The following is a 15,796-nucleotide window of genomic DNA, read 5'->3' on the forward strand; positions in this document are numbered from 1 at the left end:
ACGACGCCGGTCCAGGCGGCGGTGGTGTGGCCGTGTGCTGCTGCTGCCATCTGAGTGGTGCTCCTTGGCTCTCGGGCGTCGGGTGCGCCGGCCCGCGGTGGGGTCGTCCGGGGTCAGCCGGTGGTGAAGTAGCCGTAGAGGTCGGTCACCAGGTCGGCGCCGGCCGAGTTGTTCCGCAGCCGGATCCCGCCGTTCGTGCCGAGCGGGACCTGGGCGTGGTTGGCCACGGTCTGTCCGGCGCGGAAGTTGAGGTTGCTGGTGCCGGGCGCCGGGGTGAGGTCCGGGTAGGCGATGACGTGCCCGTCGGAGAGCGTCCCGGTCACGGTCAGGTTGACCACCGCGGCCACGGCCTTCGCCGGCACCGGGCCGTTCCCGCCGATCCGGACGGCGGTCTCGCCGCCGGGGCCGAGGGCCGTCAGCGGTGCGGTCCGGGTGTCCTGGAGCCGGACCGGGATGACGGGGCTGTACCGGCCCGTGGCACCGCCGCCGTAGTAGCCGACGACATCGGCGATCACGTGGGTGGAGCCGTCGTTGTTGTAGACGTCCACCGTGCCGTCCGCGCCGAGCGGCACGATCACCTGGTTCGCCACCGTCTGCCCGGGCCGGAAGTTCAGGCTGGACGTGGACGGGCGGCCGCTCTGGCCGCCGGGCCGGGCCGCCAGGTAGCCGTCCGCGGTGGGCTCGGTGGCGGTCAGGTTGAGGGCGACGGCCGTGGCCCCGGACGGGACGCCCGCGGTACCGGCGACCTTCAGCGGCAGCGTGGTACCGGGCCCCGGCTTGGTGCCGGACTGCCGGGTGTCGGCGAGCCGGGTGGGCGGCAGCGGGGCGTAGCCGTCCTGGGCCTGCGGCAGGTAGTAGCCCATGAGGTCGACCACCACGTCGACGGTGCCGGCGTGGTTGGTGAGGCCGAAGTTGTGGCCGCCCGTCGAGGTGACCGGGATGGTGACCAGGTTGGCGACGGTCTCGCCCGGGGCCACGTTCAGGCTGGAGGTCCCGTTCGGGGAGCCGCCGATGGTGGAGGTGTCCAGGTGGGTGGCCGCGGTGGCCCCGGTGGCGGTGATGTTCACGACCGCCGCGGTGGCGCCCTGCGGGAGGCCGGCCGCGATCAGCCGGCTCTCGCCCGGCTCGAACCCTCCGCGGTGGACCGGCCCGGGGTCGTTCGCGGGATCCCGGGTGTCGTAGATCCGCTTCGGGGCCACCGGGACGAAGCCCGCCGGGGCGAAGCCCGGGCTGACCGTGGTCGTGGCCCGGTCGGTCTGCCCGGCGGTGTCGGTCACGGTGACCGAGACGGTGTAGGTCCCGGGCGCCGCGTACATGTGGCCCGCGTAGTCGGCGCCCGAGGTGTCGGCCGGCGTGCCGTCGCCGAAGTCGTACACGTAGGAGCGGATCGGCCAGGGGCTGGTGCTCCTGGAGGCGTTGAAGGAGAACCCGAAGCCCCCGGACGGGTTCGTGACGTCCAGCACGGCCTTCGCCGGGCCGGGGTCGCGCACCCTCACCTTGGCCCCGTAGGCCCCGTACTCGTCTCCGAGACTGGTGAGCCGCTGGCCGAACCCGTCGGTGACGGTGGTGGTGATCTGGTAGTCGCCCCTGGTGGTGTAGGTGTGCGGGACGGTCTTCTCCGTGCTGGTCACGGGGGCGCTGCCGTCGCCGAAGTCGAAGGTGTACGTCTGGAAGGAGGTCCACTCGTTGTGCGCGGAGGCCGTGGCCTTGACCGTCAGCGGGTAGGCGCCGCGGTCCAGGTCCGTCGCGACGGACACGTCGATCAGCCCGTAGTTCTCGTACGCCCCTCGGTCCCGGTAGGTTCCACCGGCGGCGTTCGGCACCTTCGGGTCGTCGATGACCGCCCGGCCGACCAAGTCGGTGTCGGGCAGCCCGGGCGCCGACGGGTCACCGGAGTCGATCAGCGCGGACCACTCGTACGGGATGCTCGGCACTCCCCCGGTGACGGTGTTCCCGGTTGCGGCGAGGTCGTGGGCGGCCTGGCCGGTGGCCGCCTGCAGTGCGGGCAGCCGGTAGGCCGTTCCGGCCCACCGGTAGCCTCCGTCGTCCTCGTCGGTGACCAGGTTGTAGTCGACCTTGGTGCCCGCCACCGAGCCAGGCCCGACGTCGAGTTGGGCGGCGCCGGGGCGCTTCTCGGTCGCGTTGCGCACCAGCACGTTGTTCTCCACCACGGCTCCGGCGGAGGCCCCGGCCAGGACGATCCCCGAGTCCCTGTTGAAGCTGACCGTGTTCCCGGTGACCACCGAACCCGGGGCGTCGGTCACGGTGATACCGGTCGAGGAGCCCCCGATGTCATTGGTGGTCACAACCGCCCGCCGGACCCCGGCGCCGACGGCGATGCCGTGGCCGATGTTGAACTGGCTACGGCTGACGGTGACGTCGCTGCTCGCCCCGGACACGGAGAGGCCGCCGGTCCAGGTCGAGTACGACCCCTGGACGTAGAGCCGGTCGAGGGTGACGGCCGAGGAGTCGGTGACCGTGACGGCGTCGTCCTGCGAGAACGCGAACAGCTCGCGCACCTCCACGTCGTGGACCCCGGCCAGGGTGAAGGCGTGGACGCCCTGCTTCTCCTGCGGCGCCATCACCGAGACCAGCGGGGCGGTGCTCGGCCAGCCGGTGGCCCACGAACCCACGAACCTGATCGGGTGGCCCGGCGTCCCGGAACGGCGGACGTCGACCTGCTCGGCGTACTCGCCCGGCGCGATCCGCACCGTCTGCCCGGGCTGGACGACCCCGGCGGCGGCACCGATGGTGCAGTACGGCACGGCGCGGCTGCCCGGGCCGGTGTCGGAGCAGGACGCGGACTTCGCCACGTACAGCTCGGCGACGGGCTCGGCGGCGAGGGCCGCGGGCGGGGGCATGCCGAGAACGGCCGCGAGGGCCGCCGCGGTCGCCGCGACGGCGGGACGAAGGCGCAAGGGTCTGTACCTCTTCGGTGGGCGCGGCGCCGGGCCGCGAATCGGATCGTTGTGGTGGCCACGTGACGGTTAGGTGCGTGGGCCGCCGATATTTGACCACCTGTTCGATTCTGGTGTCGAGGCCTTTCCCCCTGGCCCCGGAGGGCCCCTGGCCACCGGGTGCCACAGCGGCCACACTGCTGCGGAGAAGATCCGTACCGGACGACGGAGGCAGTCACCGTGCAGCGCATCGGCATCATCGGAGTGGGCGAGATCGGCCGGGCCATCGTGATGGGCCTGCGCCACGAGGAGGAGCCCGGGCCGGAGGTCCTGCTCTCGCCGCGGGGCGCCCGCACCGCCGCCGAGCTGGCGGAGCGCTACGACGGCGTGCGGGTGTGCGCCGACAACCAGGAGGTGGTGGACGGCTCCGACCTGGTGATCGTCGCCCTGCGCCGCCAGGACTGGCGGGCGGCCCTGGCCGGGCTGGTCGTCCCCGACGACCGGGTCGTGGTCAACGTGATCCCGGGCGTCGCCTCCGAGGAGTTGCGCCGGGTGCTGGCCACCGACGCCGCGCTGACCCACGCGATCCCGCTGCCCACCGTCCGGGAGCGCCGCTGCCTCACCGTCGTCCAGCCCTCCCACCCGGACGCGGACGCCCTGTTCGAGCTGTTGGGCGGGGCGCTGCCGGTCGCGGACGAGGCGGCCCTCAACGTCCTGTCCGCGGTCACCTCGACCCAGACCACCCACTACGCGTTCCTCGCCACGCTCGTCTCCTGGGCCACCGACCAGGGCATCCCCGCGGCGGACGCCGACCGCTTCGTCCGCGGCCTCTACCAGGACGTCGGCCGCTCCCTGGCCGACGGGACGCGGTCGCTGGAGCGGCTCGCGGCCGAGCACGAGACCCCGGGCGGGAGCAACGAGCGGGTGCGCACCACCTGGTTCGACCAGGCGAACTCCGGGGCCCTGCGCGGCACCCTGGACGGCCTGGTCGGCGACCTCCACGGCGGCCACCGGTAGGACGGGAATTCCGGAGCCGCGGGCTCCGGAGAGGGCGACGGTTCCGGACCCGACCGGACCGCGCCGTATCACGTCCGGCTGACGACCGTTAGCATGACGGGTATGACGCCGGTCGTTGGCGTCGGTTCGCACAGAATCCACAGCGGTGTTGAGGAGTTGACGATGAGTCGCGCTTTCCCTCTGTCCCGGACGACCGGTCCCGTTTCCGAGGAGGAGCGACGCACAATCCTCGCCGCGCCGGGCTTCGGCAAGTTCTTCACCGACCACATGGCCTCGGCCACCTGGACGCCCGCCGAGGGCTGGCACGACCACAAGGTCACCGCGCTGGCGCCGTACTCGCTGCACCCGAGCGCCGCCGTGCTGCACTACGCCCAGGAGATCTTCGAGGGGCTGAAGGCCTACCGGCACGCCGACGGCAGCGTCTGGCTGTTCCGCCCGGAGTTCAACGCCCGCCGCTTCGCCCGCTCCGCCGAGCGGCTCGCCCTGCCGGTGCTGCCGGAAGAGGACTTCCTCACCAGCGTCGAGGAGCTGGTCCGCGCCGACGAGGCGTGGGTGCCGAGCTCCCCGGACGAGAAGAGCCTCTACCTGCGGCCGTTCATGTTCGCCTCGGAGGCCTTCCTCGGGGTCCGGCCCGCCGAGCAGATCGCCTACTCGGTCATCGCCAGCCCGGCCGGCCCGTACTTCGCGGGCGGGGTCACCGGCATCACGCTCTGGGTGAGCAGCAACTACACCCGCGCCGGGCGGGGCGGCACCGGCGCCGCCAAGTGCGGCGGCAACTACGCCTCCAGCCTGGCCGCGCAGATCGAGTCCCGGAAGAACGGCTGCGACCAGGTGCTGTTCCTGGACGACACCGGCGGCGAGGGGGACCTGGAGGAGTCCGGCACGATGAACCTGTGCCTGGTCACCTCGGCCGGCGAGCTGGTCACCCCCGCCCTCGGCAACATCCTCGACGGGGTGACCAGGGACTCGATCCTGTCCCTGGCGGGCGAGTTCGGGCTGACCCCGGTGGAGCGCCCGATCACCCTCTCCGAGCTGCGCTCCGGTGCCGCCGACGGCACGGTCACCGAGGTGTTCGCCGCCGGGACGGCCGCGGTGGTCACCCCGATCGTCGGCTTCAAGGGCGAGTCCAAGGGCGAGGGCTACGCGTTCACCATCGGCACCGGCACGCCCGGCAAGCAGACCCTCGCGATCCGCGAGCACATGCTGGACATCCAGTACGGGCGTGCCGAGGACGTCCACGGCTGGATGCGCCGGGTGGTCTGACCTCCCGGTGGGCGGCCCCGACCGGGCCGCCCACCCCGCCGGGGCCGCTCGGCCCCGGCGGGACGGTACGGCTGCGGCGGGCCCGCTCAGCTCCCGGGCCGGCCCGGCTCGGCGGCGGGCACCACGACCTCGCGCTTGAGGATCTTCCCGGTCGGCCCCTTGGGCAGCGCGTCGACCGTCCACACCAGCCGCGGGTACTTGTACGGGGCCACCCGCTCCCGGACGAAGCCGCGGATCTCCTCCAGGGTCGCCGCGGCGCCCTCGCGCAGCACCACGGCGGCGGCCACCTCCTGGCCGTGGGTGGGGTGGGGGACGCCGATCACCGTGGCCTCGGCCACCGCCGGGTGCTCGTACAGCACGTCCTCCACCTCCCTCGGGTAGACGTTGAAGCCGCCGCGGATGATGACGTCCTTGCGGCGGTCGACGATCCGGAAGTCGCCCCGCTCGTCGCGGGTGCCGAGGTCCCCGGTGTGCAGCCAGCCGTCCCGGACGGTCCGCGCGGTGGTGTCCGGGCGGCCCCAGTAGCCCTTCATCACGTTGTGGCCCCGGATCACCACCTCCCCGACCGTGCCGTCCGGCACCTCCCGGCCGGACTCGTCGACGATCCGCATCCGCACCCCCTCGACCGGGATGCCGATGGTGCCCGCGGTCCGCTCCCGGTCGCTGCGGTTGGCGCAGGCCAGCGGCGAGGACTCGGACAGCCCGTAGCCCTCCAGCACCACGCAGTCGAAGTCGGTCTCGAAGCCGCGCAGCACCTCCGGCGGCATCGGCGCGCCGCCGCCCAGGCACACCCGCAGCGAGGAGACGTCGTGCCCGGCGCGCCGCGGGTGGGTCAGCATCAGGGTGTACATGGTCGGGACGCCGAGGAAGACGCTCACCCGGTCGCGCTGGATCACCGCGAGGGCGGCCAGCGGGTCGAAGCGCCGCACCAGGGTCAGGCAGGCCCCGACGGCCACCGCGCAGTTGAGGCCGATCACCTGGCCGAAGGAGTGGAACAGCGGCAGCCCGCCGAAGATCACGTCCCGTTCGACCAGGCCCAGCACCTGGACCCCGGCCCGCACGTTGCACACGATGTTGCGGTGGGTCAGCTCGGCGCCCTTGGGCGCCCCGGTGGTGCCGGAGGTGTAGAGGATGACCGCGGTGTCCTCTCCCCCGCGGCCCCCGGCGGCGGTCGGCGGGTCGGCCGGCTGCTCCGCGAGCGCCGCCGCCAGGGCGGCCGGCTCGACGGCCACCAGCCGGGTGCCGGTGCGCCGCGCGCCCTCGGCCGCCTCCTCACCGCCCGTGTGCCAGGCGAGCAGCACGGTGGGCCGGGCGTCGCCGAGGCAGTGCTCGATCTCCCGGGCCTTCAGCAGCGGGTTCATCGGGACGACCACCGCCCCGGCGCGCAGGATGCCGTAGTACAGCACCGCGAACTCCGGCACGTTGGGCAGCAGGACGGCCACCCGGTCGCCGGGCGCGACGCCGAGCGCGGCCAGCCAGTGCGCGGCCCGGGCGCTGCGCGCCTCCAGGTCGGCGAAGCTCAGCACCTCCTCGTCGAGCCGCAGGACGGGGTGGGCCGGGCAGCGCGCGGCGGTCGCGGTGAGCAGGTCGGGGATGCCGTGCGGAAGGCCGGGGGCGCCGGGCGGCAGGTCGGCGCTGCGGTCGGACGGGGCGGGGTCGACGGACATGCGGGCACTCCTCGGTCTGGTCCCTATACGGTCGGGCGGACGCCGCCGTGCGGAGCCGCGTCCGCCCCGGCTTCGGCGGGCGTGGCACCGCCCGCGGCCTCGGCGGCGGCGAGCATCCACGGGGCGATCCGCTCCACCAGGCCCCGGTTGTGCCGGATCCAGCGGAAGTGGTCCAGCGCCCGGCCGTCCGCCTGCTCGGCGGTGTAGCTCCAGCGCTCCACCCGGGCCGAGGGAAGCTTGGCGCACAGGTGGTCGACGGCCCGCGGCGGGGCGAGCTCGTCGCCCTGCACGTCCACCGCCAGCACCGGCAGGTCGACCCGGGCCAGCGCCCGTTCGTAGTCGGTGACCGCGCCGCGCACCCGGTAGCGGCCGGTGCGCATCTGCCGCGCCCAGTCCCGCATCAGCCGGGGCGACTCCCGGCCGCCGAAGCCGAACCGCTCGCCCGGCCAGTGGCCGACCACGGCCGAGGCGACGATCGAGAACTGGCTCAGCGCCAGCCGCCGCAGGCCCGCCCGTACGCCGAAGGTCCGGTACCAGGCCGATCCGCTGGCCACCAGCACCGCGCCGGCCAGCCGGGGCCGGAACACCCCGCAGTGCACCAGGCCCAGCTGCCCGCCCAGGCTGTGCCCGAGCAGCAGGCGCGGCGCGCCCGGAAAGGCCCCGGCCACCGCGTCGAGCACCGCCCCGAAGTCCTGTTCCACCAGCTCGCGGAAGCCGAAGGCGACCCCGTGCCGGGGCACCGGCCGGCTCTCCCCGTGGCCGCGCAGGTCGCAGGTGGCCACGCTGAGGCCGGCCGCGTGCAGGGCGCGGACCAGCGGGGTGTAGTGCCGGGCGGCCGTCCCCATCGCCGGCAGGACGACCACCACCGGGGCGGCCGGCTCCGGCCGGGCCAGCGCCCGGACGGTGATCCGGGCCCCGTCCGGCGCGGCGATCTCGGCGATCACGGGGAACCGGGGGGTCTTCACTCCGCCGCCTCCCCGCCGGCGCCGGGCCGCCAGCCGATCACCCCGGCGCCCCAGGTGATGCCCGCGCCGAACGCGGCCAGGCCGAGCAGCTTCGGGCCGTCCAGCAGGCCCTCCTCGCGGGCGTGGGTCAGGCCCAGCGGGATCGAGGCCGCCGAGGTGTTGGCGACCCGGTGGACGTTCAGGTAGAGCCGCTCCGGGGGCAGCCCGACCTCCTTGCCGACCGCGCGCACGATCCGGGCGTTGGCCTGGTGGGCGACGAACAGGTCGAGGTCCTCGCAGGTCAGGCCGCGCCGGGTGAGCACCTCCCGGGTGGCCTCCGACATCTTCTCCACCGCGTGGTCGAACACCTCCCGGCCGTCCATCCGCAGCTTGCGGTCGTCCCGGTCGGCGTAGAGCAGCGGGATCTGCTCGCCGTCGCTGCCGAGCGAGAAGCACGGGTCGGGCGCGCCGGGCACGTCGGCGACCACGGCGGCGCCGGCGCCGTCGGCGAGCAGCACCGCGGTGCCGCGGTCCTCGTGGTCGGTGATCCGGGTCAGCGCGTCGGCGCCGCAGACCAGCACCGCCCCGGCCCGGCCGGTCTCGATCAGCGCGGCGGCGTGGTCCAGGCCGTAGACGAACCCGGCGCAGGCCGCGTGCAGGTCGAAGGCGGTGGCCTGCGGCATGCCGAGCCGGGCGGCGACCTCCACCGACACCCCGGGGGTGACCCGGTCGGGGGTGATGGTGGCGACCACGACGTGCCGGATGCTCGCCGCGGTGCGCCCGGAGCTGCGCAGCGCCTGTTCGGCGGCGGCCACCACGAGGTCGGCGAGTCGGCCGTCCGGCGGGAGGAAGCGGCGCTCCTCGATGCCGGTCCGTTTGACGATCCACTCCGGGGAGGCGCCGATCCGCTCGAAGTAGGCGTTGGGGACGACGCGTTCGGGCAGGGCGGCGCCCACCCCGACGATGGCGGGCGTCATGCCGCGCCTCCTTCCGCGAAGGCCGGTCCGGTGCCCATCCGGACGGCGTGCATCCCGCCGTCGGCGTGCAGGATCTCCCCGCTGACGGTGGCGGCGAGGTCGGAGAGCAGGAACAGCACCGGTCCGACCACCACGGCGGGGTCGGTGCGGTCCCAGCCGAGCGGGGCCTCGGCCTGCCAGCGGTCGGCGATCCGGTCGAAGGTGCTGATCGCCTGCCCGGCGACGGTCTCCACCGGGCCGGCCGCCACCAGGTTGACCCGGATGCCGGACGGGCCGAGGTACATCGCCAGGTACCGGCAGACCGCGCCGAGCGCCGCCTTGCTGACGCCCATCCAGTCGTAGCCGGCCCAGGCGCCGCTGGCGTCGAAGTCCAGCCCGACGACGCTGCCGCGCCGCCCGTCCGCGCTGAGCAGCGGGGCGAGCGCGGTGGCCAGCGAGTGCAGGGAGACGGCGGCGGTGCGCAGCGCGAGGCCGGCGGCCTCCGGCGGGGTGGTGAGGAAGTTGCCGCTCAGCGCCGTCTGCTGGGCGGCGGCGACGGCGTGCAGCACTCCGTCGACCCCGCCCCAGCGCTGCTCCAGCTCCTTGGCCAGCCGGGCGAAGTCCTCGGGCCGGGTGACGTCCAGCTCCAGCACCTCGGCGGGGCGGGGCAGGACGTCCGCGGCCAGTTCGGTGATCCGCCGGGCCCGGCCGAAGCCGGTGAGCAGGACCTCGGCGCCCGCTTCCTGGAGCGCCCTGGCGGTGTGCCAGGCGATGGAGTCCTCGTTGAGCACCCCGGTGATCAGATAGCGGCGTCCGTGGAAGCCGAGCATCACTCCTGGCCTTTCGTCGTACCGGTCGTACCGGGTGCGTCGGCCGCCGCCAGCACCAGGGCCGCGTTGTGTCCGCCGAACCCGAAGGAGGTGGAGAGCCCGGCCCGCCGGCCGCCGGGCAGGGCGGGGGCGGCGAGCGGGGTGGCGTGGCGGATCAGGTTCAGCGGGCCGAGCTTCTCGTCGGGCTCGCGCAGCCCGACGGTGGGCGGGGCAGTGGCGTGGCGCAGCGCCTGCAGGGTGGCGATGGCCTCCACCGCGCCGGCCGCGCCGAAGAGGTGGCCGGTGCAGGACTTGGTGGAGGAGAGCGGGACGGCGTCCAGGGCCGGTCCGAGCGCCAGGCGCAGCGCCTCGCACTCGGACGAGTCGTTGAGGACGGTCCCGGTGCCGTGGGCGTTGAGGTAGCCGAGCTGCCCGGGGGCGACGCCCGCCGCTTCGAGCGCCATGGTGACGGCGCGGGCCGCGGGCCCGCCGGTCGGGTCCGGGGCGGTGAGGTGGTGGGCGTCGCAGGTGGAGCCGTAGCCGAGCACCTCGCCGAGCACGGTGGCGCCGCGGGCGGCGGCGCCGGCCTCGGTCTCCAGGACCAGGATTCCGGCGCCCTCCCCGATCAGCAGGCCGTCCCGGTCGCGGTCGAAGGGCACCGAGCGGCCGCTCTCGGAGAGCGCCCCGGCGGTGCGGAAGGCGGCCCGCACCAGTTCGGAGGTGGAGGCCTCGGCGCCGCCGACCACCACGGCGTCGGCGGCTCCGGCGGCGAGCAGCAGCAGGGCGGTGCCGATCGCCTGGGTGGCGCTGCTGCACGCCGAGGCCAGGCAGAGCGCCTCGCCCCGCAGGCCGTGGCGCTGGGCGATCTGCGAGGCCGCGGCGTTGGCCATCATGGCGGGCACCATGAGCGGGGAGACGAACTCCGCGCCCTGCTGCCGGAGCACCTCGGCCTGGGTCTCGAAGCTCGCCGTCCCGCCGAGCGCGCAGCCCACCACGCAGGCGACCCGCTCGGCGGGGTAGGGCGGCGGGCCGTCCGTCCATCCCGCCTGGGCCAGGGCCTCGGCGGCGGCCACGAGCGCGAGCTGGGTGAAGCGGTCGGTGCGGCGGATCTGCTGGCGCGACAGGTGGTCGGCGGGCCGGAAGTCCCGGCACAGCCCGAGCCCGTCGGCGAGCCCGCTCTCGCCGGCCACCGCCCGCCGGTGCAGCTCGTCGGCGCCCACGCCCAGCGGGGTCACCGCGCCCAGGCCCGTGACGACGGCCCGGGGCCTCACTCCAGCCCGGCCTTCCGGCGGCACAGGTCGAGCACCTCGCCGACGGTGTACAGCTGGTCGAAGTCCTTGGGCTTCACCGGGATGCCCAGCTGCTTGCGGATGGACTGGCTGAGCTCGACCATGTCGAGCGAGTCGATCTCCAGCTCGTCCAGGGCGGCGTCGTCGACGATGCCCTCGCGTTCGACGCCGAGGTCGACCAGGGCGTCGACGACGAAGTTCTCGATGGCGGTGCGGTCCAGTGTGTCGGGCATGGCTCTCCTCGTCCGCGCGGGGCGGCGGTGGCGGTGCGGGGGACGTACGGGCGGTGCCGTGCGGGCGGCGGGCAGGGGCGCGGGCTCAGAGCGCCGGGCCGGCCTTGCTGGCGTGGTACGGGGCCCAGTGCCACTGCTGCCAGTAGCTCTCGGCGATGTCCAGCCACTGCTCCAGCCGGGCGGCGTCGTCCAGGAAGCGGTTGGCGCTGACCACCAGCCAGCTGTAGACGGCCTGGCTGTCCCGGCAGCCGCCGCAGTCGCCGGAGGTGCAGCAGAACTGGAGCGACTCGTAGTCGGCGCCCCAGACGTTGAAGCCGGGGATGACCGGGTTGCCGTTGGCGACGCGGTCCTCGTGCTCGGGGGCGTCGACGCTGAGGCTGGGGCAGACGTCGTAGCCGAACCGGCCGCCCCAGTGCGTCCGGCCGGTGACCAGGGTCCGGATGAAGTACGGGTGGCTCACCACCGCCTGCGGGTACAGGTCCTTGACCCGCTGCGCCTCGTCCAGCACCCGCTGCTCGTTGGCGATCTTCAGCGGGGTCTCGGTGCCGTGCTCGCTGTAGAAGTTGAAGGTGACGATGTTGCCGTTCTCGGCGATCTTCCGCACGGTGGGCTCGATGTGCTCGACCCCGGCCTCGGAGAGCGCGTAGATGAACAGCACCCGCTGGTCGTCGCGGTAGTGCTTGAGCGCGGTGTCGAACAGGCCGGTGAACTTGGAGCCGTTGACCCGGATCGCGCGCAGGTCGTCGTCGAGCGGGCCGCCGCCGAAGATGCTGACCGCGATGGCGATCTTCTCGAAGCCCTGCTTGGGCATCGGGCGCAGGCCGTTGGTGGAGATGGTGATGTACGGCAGCTGTTCGACGAAGGCCTCGACCCGGCGCGGGACGAGGGTGGGCTCGCCGCCGATCAGGGTGGCCTGGTTGACGCCGTCGTCCGCCAGCTTGCGGGCGAAGGCCCGGATGCGGTCCAGGTCGGACAGCTCCTTGACGGCCGTGTCGAAGCCGCCCTCGAAGTACCAGCAGCCCTTGCAGCGGATGTTGCAGGTGTTGGTGAGGTGGACCTCGCAGGAGCGGACCTCGCGCCCCAGCCGGCGCAGCCGGTGCAGGCGTTCGGCCAGGTCGGGCCGGTCGGCGATGAGTTCGGCGGTGCGCGCCTTGGCCTCGCGTCGGCTCAGCGGGCGTTGTTCGATGGTGACGGGTGTTGCCATGGCGATGGGCTCCTCGGGAGTGGCGGGATCGGCGTGCTGCTGTTCCCGCTACTCCGGGAGGCGCAGACCCAGGTTCTTGATGCGCGGGGTAACCTTCTCCCGCCACAGGTCGCAGGCCTCGCCGTTGGTGGTCTGCCGCAGGCCGAAGCGGACGGCCAGCCTGGCGCGCTCGGAGCGCGGGCTGCCGAAGATCCGGATGAACGTCGGCCACAGCCGGTCCAGGGCCTGCTGGAGCTGCTCGCGGCCGTCGTCGGTGGCGGCGAGGTTGCGGCACACCCGGGCGCCGTGGGCGATGTGCACCTTCTCGTCGAGGATGATCGTGCGCACCGCGTCGGCCCAGGGCCGGTAGCTGCTCTGCGCGAACTCGGAGATCATCACCATCGCGGTCTCCTCGCCGATGTAGGAGAAGATCCCGCGCTCGGCCCAGGTGGTGCAGGTGTGGAACTCCTGGGCGCGGAACAGGTTCCGATCGGCCAGGGTCTGCTTCTCCATGTAGGTGGTGTCCACGCCGACCTCCGCGAGGACCCGCTTGCCGATCTTGTAGTGGTCGTACTCCTCGGCGGCGCGCTCGGCGCAGACCTGCCGCTCCTCCGCGTCGGGGGCCAGCGGCAGGAAGACCTGCACGTAGTCGTCGCCGCCGGAGAGCTCCCCCTCGGTGTTGACCACCATGCCGCGGATGGCGATCTCCCGGTACTCCTCCGGCATCGCCAGGAACTCGTCGGGAGTACGGACCACCACCGCCTCGTCGTCCAGAATGGAAATACCCATGGCGCAACACCCCGTCTCTGAAGCAGGACTCTGAAGCAGGACATGGTCGGGCATGAACGGGTGGGGGCCCGTTTTCCACCGAGGCCCCTGACGACCACAAGGAAAATGACGCCGCCCCCAGCGGCCGGCGGAGTTCCGCATCGGCTCCGCTGAACTTCCTCGGAGAGTAGGTGCTGCATTTTGGGCCGAACAAGGTCCCTTACGAATCGTGCCGAGCGGATTCGGCCACCGGATGGCACCGGAGCGGCCGGTTCCGGCCGCCACGACACCGCCAGGACATGCGCAATTATCATGGCCGCAACGGATCTTGGCGGTTGACCACGGCAAACGAAGCTGGCCGGAAGCGGGCCTGGACCGCCCCGGGCGCACCACCGGGCAGACGGTTACGCTGAGCCCCATGACCACCGACTCGAACACGGCGGTCGCCACCGTCGACGTCCTCCTGGGCCCCGATCAGCTCAATGACCTGATCACCGGCCAGTTCCCCGACTACGCCGCCTGCCGGGTGACCGGGGTGGACGGCCGGACCCTCACCATGGCCGTGGACGGCGACCGGCTGCGCACCCGCCCGGGCGGCACCATCTCGGGCCCGGAGCAGGCCGGCCTGTGCGACCTGGCCGCGTTTCTCCTGATCAACGCCCGGCTCGGGCCCACCCTGATGGCGCTGACCAGTTCGCTGCAGATCAGCTTCCTCAACCGGCCGCGGCCCGGGGCGCTGCGCGTGCACGCCAGGACGGCCAAGTTCGGGCGCCGGCTGTGCGTGGTGCTGGCCGAACTGCTGGACGCCGACGAGGTCCTGGTGGCCAGCGCCACGCTGACCTACGCGATCCCGCCGACCCGCCCCGAGACGGCCTGACGGCCCCCTCCCCTCCGCTCTCCGCACCACGGATTCGCCCCGCCGCCGTTCCGACCCCGGCGGCCGGACGAATCCGACATCACGAATACGGGGTGGGGTATATTGGCGGCATGGCTCCGCCCCTGGGAGCCCGGAGAACGGAGCACGACATGTGCCGACGAGTCGCCTGCCGCACCTGCGGGAAGCCGGGCTTCGCCGGGTGCGGAATGCACGTGGAGCAGGTCCTGGCCGGGGTGCCGAAGTCCGCCCGGTGCGACTGCGCCGAGCAGGGCCGCAAGGGCAAGGGCTGGCTCGGCAGGCTGTTCGGCCGCAGCTGATCCCACCCCGCGCCCGCCCCCGCCCGGAGCGCACTCCCGTCCGTACGCCAACAACTGGCCAGCGTGGCGTAAAAGGTGACAGTAAGTCGGCCGAGTTCACGATCTTTCGGACAGGAGACGATCTCGGTATTGATCTACGGACCGGTCACCTCTAGGTTGCGGTGCAATGTCACACTGAGCCGCCCTACGGCGTCCCCGGGGGGAATACCGTGCCGGACACCGCACTGGATGCACCGCAACTCGCCACGACCAAGCTGCCCCGGCCCTTCTACCGGCTGGCCGCGGGCGATGCCCTGAACACCTACGGCAGCCAGCTCGACCTCGTCGCGCTGAGTCTGTTCGCCTACGAGGCCTCCGGGAACGCGCTCGGCACGGCCGGGTACCTCGTCCTACGACTGTCCGGCGGCCTCGCCGGCGGGCTGGTCGCCGGACGGCTGGTGGCCCGGCTGGACCGCCGGCGGCTGATGACGGGCTGCGCCCTGGCCCAGGCGCTGGCGCTGGTCGTCGTCGCCCTCGTCCCGGCCTCGCTGCGCATCCCCGTCCTCTACCCGCTCGCCGTGGTCCTCGGCGGCGCCGCCGCCGTGGCCGCCGTCGCCCTGCGGACCAGCATCCCCGAGATGGTCGGCGCCGAGCGCCGCGCACGCGCCAACAGCCTGATGGCGAGCTGCCGTTCCACCGCGATGGTGCTCGGCTTCGCCTCCGCGGGCGTGGTGGTGGCCTGGGCCGGATTCCGGGCCGCGCTGCTCATCGACGCGACCAGCTTCGTCCTGTTCGGGGCGCTGGTGGTCCGGCTGCCGCTGCCCACCCGGGCCGCGAAGGCGGAGGAGCCCGCGACCCCGCCGGAGGACCCCGCCCCGACAACCGGCAAGCGCCGCCCCCGGTGGCAGGCCCTGGTCGTCCTGCGGGCCGCCCCCGTGGTGGGCGCCATGGCGGGGATCCGACTGCTGGACGCCTTCGGCTCCTCCGCCCACAACATCAGCCTGCCGGTCTTCGCCAACCAGTCGTCGCCCGACAACCCGGCCGCCCTGCTCGGCACCTTCTGGGCCACCTGGGCGATCGGCAACCTCGGCGCCCAGCAGCTGGTCTCCCGGTTCATGCTGCGCCGGGGCATCGAGCCCGGCGAGCGCGGCTTCGCGCTGGGCACCTGTCTGATGTCCGCCTGCTTCATCCTGGTCTTCACCGACCTGCCGACCCCGCTCTTCCTGCTGGTCGCGATCGGCGCCGGCCTCGGCGACGGCTTCACCGAGATCTCCTACACCACCCGGATCCAGGCCCTCGCCGACGAGCGGCGCGGCGAGGCCTTCGGCATCCTCACCTCCGCCGAGAACGTCGGCATGGGCACCGGGATGCTGCTGAGCGGCTCGCTGCTCGCGGTACTCAGCCCGCTCACCGTGGTCGGCGTCTCACACGCCGTCCCGATCGTACTGGCGCTCGCCTTCCTGGTGATGGTCGCCCGCGCCCGCCGGCGCCGCTGAGCAGACGGCACGCCTCCACCCGCCACCGCACGTCCGCGGACACCTCCGCGCACCCGCGTACCCGCACACCTCCGCACCTCCGGCGCCCCCGCGCCGTACGC

The 15,796-nt window shown here is 73.6% G+C and carries 14 protein-coding genes; 5 read left to right on the forward strand and 9 right to left on the reverse strand.

All coding sequences use genetic code 11. The annotated features are described in order from the left end of the window. Positions 1-113 precede the first annotated feature (113 nt). Positions 114-2,918: a PKD domain-containing protein gene (locus ACWDD9_RS41730; RefSeq protein WP_375877589.1), complete on the reverse strand. Its 2,805-nt coding sequence runs from the start codon at positions 2,916-2,918 to the stop codon at positions 114-116. A 219-nt stretch (positions 2,919-3,137) separates the two neighbouring features. On the opposite strand from ACWDD9_RS41730, the gene ACWDD9_RS41735 reads away from it, so the two are divergent. Then, positions 3,138-3,914, forward strand: coding sequence for an NAD(P)-binding domain-containing protein (locus ACWDD9_RS41735; protein ID WP_449814534.1), 777 nt, complete (start codon positions 3,138-3,140; stop codon positions 3,912-3,914). 162 nt (positions 3,915-4,076) lie between these two features. Next, on the forward strand, positions 4,077-5,177 hold the full coding sequence (locus tag ACWDD9_RS41740) for a branched-chain amino acid aminotransferase (RefSeq protein ID WP_049652417.1): 1,101 nt from the start codon (positions 4,077-4,079) through the stop codon (positions 5,175-5,177). Between the two features lie 86 nt (positions 5,178-5,263). On the opposite strand, the gene ACWDD9_RS41745 is transcribed toward ACWDD9_RS41740, so the two are convergent. The 8 genes from ACWDD9_RS41745 to ACWDD9_RS41780 form a co-directional block, all read right to left on the reverse strand. After that, on the reverse strand, positions 5,264-6,844 hold the full coding sequence (locus ACWDD9_RS41745) for a long-chain-fatty-acid--CoA ligase (protein WP_449814535.1): 1,581 nt from the start codon (positions 6,842-6,844) through the stop codon (positions 5,264-5,266). A 23-nt stretch (positions 6,845-6,867) separates the two neighbouring features. Next, a complete protein-coding gene (locus ACWDD9_RS41750) occupies positions 6,868-7,809 on the reverse strand; it encodes an alpha/beta hydrolase family protein (protein WP_449814536.1) in 942 nt (313 codons plus the stop codon). After that, on the reverse strand, positions 7,806-8,765 hold the full coding sequence (locus ACWDD9_RS41755) for a 3-oxoacyl-ACP synthase III family protein (RefSeq protein ID WP_117485579.1): 960 nt from the start codon (positions 8,763-8,765) through the stop codon (positions 7,806-7,808). The genes ACWDD9_RS41750 and ACWDD9_RS41755 overlap by 4 nt, the downstream gene beginning before the upstream one ends. Beyond that, positions 8,762-9,574: an enoyl-ACP reductase FabI gene (gene fabI / locus ACWDD9_RS41760; RefSeq protein WP_181970377.1), complete on the reverse strand. Its 813-nt coding sequence runs from the start codon at positions 9,572-9,574 to the stop codon at positions 8,762-8,764. Before fabI ends, ACWDD9_RS41755 begins: the two co-directional genes overlap by 4 nt. Then, positions 9,574-10,824 carry a beta-ketoacyl-[acyl-carrier-protein] synthase family protein gene (locus ACWDD9_RS41765; protein WP_449814537.1) on the reverse strand — a complete coding sequence of 417 codons (1,251 nt, stop codon included), beginning with the start codon at positions 10,822-10,824 and terminating at the stop codon, positions 9,574-9,576. Before ACWDD9_RS41765 ends, fabI begins: the two co-directional genes overlap by 1 nt. Further along, complete coding sequence (locus ACWDD9_RS41770; RefSeq protein ID WP_049652425.1) at positions 10,821-11,075, reverse strand: acyl carrier protein; 255 nt, start codon at positions 11,073-11,075, stop codon at positions 10,821-10,823. The genes ACWDD9_RS41765 and ACWDD9_RS41770 overlap by 4 nt, the downstream gene beginning before the upstream one ends. An 85-nt stretch (positions 11,076-11,160) precedes the next feature. Further along, complete coding sequence (locus ACWDD9_RS41775) at positions 11,161-12,279, reverse strand: radical SAM protein (RefSeq protein ID WP_380742755.1); 1,119 nt, start codon at positions 12,277-12,279, stop codon at positions 11,161-11,163. A 48-nt stretch (positions 12,280-12,327) separates the two neighbouring features. After that, complete coding sequence (locus ACWDD9_RS41780; RefSeq protein ID WP_181970378.1) at positions 12,328-13,047, reverse strand: Phenylacetic acid catabolic protein; 720 nt, start codon at positions 13,045-13,047, stop codon at positions 12,328-12,330. A gap of 397 nt (positions 13,048-13,444) precedes the next feature. Between ACWDD9_RS41780 and ACWDD9_RS41785 the strand changes: the two genes are divergently transcribed. The 3 genes from ACWDD9_RS41785 (at position 13,445) to ACWDD9_RS41795 (ending at position 15,695) form a co-directional block, all read left to right on the forward strand. Next, a complete protein-coding gene (locus tag ACWDD9_RS41785) occupies positions 13,445-13,903 on the forward strand; it encodes a PaaI family thioesterase (RefSeq protein WP_449814538.1) in 459 nt (152 codons plus the stop codon). 149 nt (positions 13,904-14,052) lie between these two features. Beyond that, complete coding sequence (locus ACWDD9_RS41790; protein WP_181970379.1) at positions 14,053-14,220, forward strand: hypothetical protein; 168 nt, start codon at positions 14,053-14,055, stop codon at positions 14,218-14,220. A gap of 209 nt (positions 14,221-14,429) precedes the next feature. Further along, positions 14,430-15,695 (forward strand): MFS transporter, encoded by a 1,266-nt coding sequence (locus ACWDD9_RS41795; RefSeq protein WP_074003127.1) that lies wholly within the window; start codon positions 14,430-14,432, stop codon positions 15,693-15,695. The last annotated feature ends 101 nt before the right edge of the window (positions 15,696-15,796 follow it).

This window comes from Kitasatospora sp. NPDC001119 (assembly GCF_053598475.1).

Bases quoted from the DNA above. Each gene is read 5' to 3' on its own strand.
- ACWDD9_RS41740 (WP_049652417.1), top strand. From the start codon at position 4,077: ATGAGTCGCGCTTTCCCTCTGTCCCGGACGACCGGTCCCGTTTCCGAG.
- ACWDD9_RS41745 (WP_449814535.1), bottom strand. From the start codon at position 6,844: ATGTCCGTCGACCCCGCCCCGTCCGACCGCAGCGCCGACCTGCCGCCC.
- ACWDD9_RS41755 (WP_117485579.1), bottom strand. From the start codon at position 8,765: ATGACGCCCGCCATCGTCGGGGTGGGCGCCGCCCTGCCCGAACGCGTC.
- fabI (WP_181970377.1), bottom strand. From the start codon at position 9,574: ATGCTCGGCTTCCACGGACGCCGCTATCTGATCACCGGGGTGCTCAAC.
- ACWDD9_RS41770 (WP_049652425.1), bottom strand. From the start codon at position 11,075: ATGCCCGACACACTGGACCGCACCGCCATCGAGAACTTCGTCGTCGAC.
- ACWDD9_RS41775 (WP_380742755.1), bottom strand. From the start codon at position 12,279: ATGGCAACACCCGTCACCATCGAACAACGCCCGCTGAGCCGACGCGAG.
- ACWDD9_RS41780 (WP_181970378.1), bottom strand. From the start codon at position 13,047: ATGGGTATTTCCATTCTGGACGACGAGGCGGTGGTGGTCCGTACTCCC.
- ACWDD9_RS41785 (WP_449814538.1), top strand. From the start codon at position 13,445: ATGACCACCGACTCGAACACGGCGGTCGCCACCGTCGACGTCCTCCTG.
- ACWDD9_RS41790 (WP_181970379.1), top strand. From the start codon at position 14,053: ATGTGCCGACGAGTCGCCTGCCGCACCTGCGGGAAGCCGGGCTTCGCC.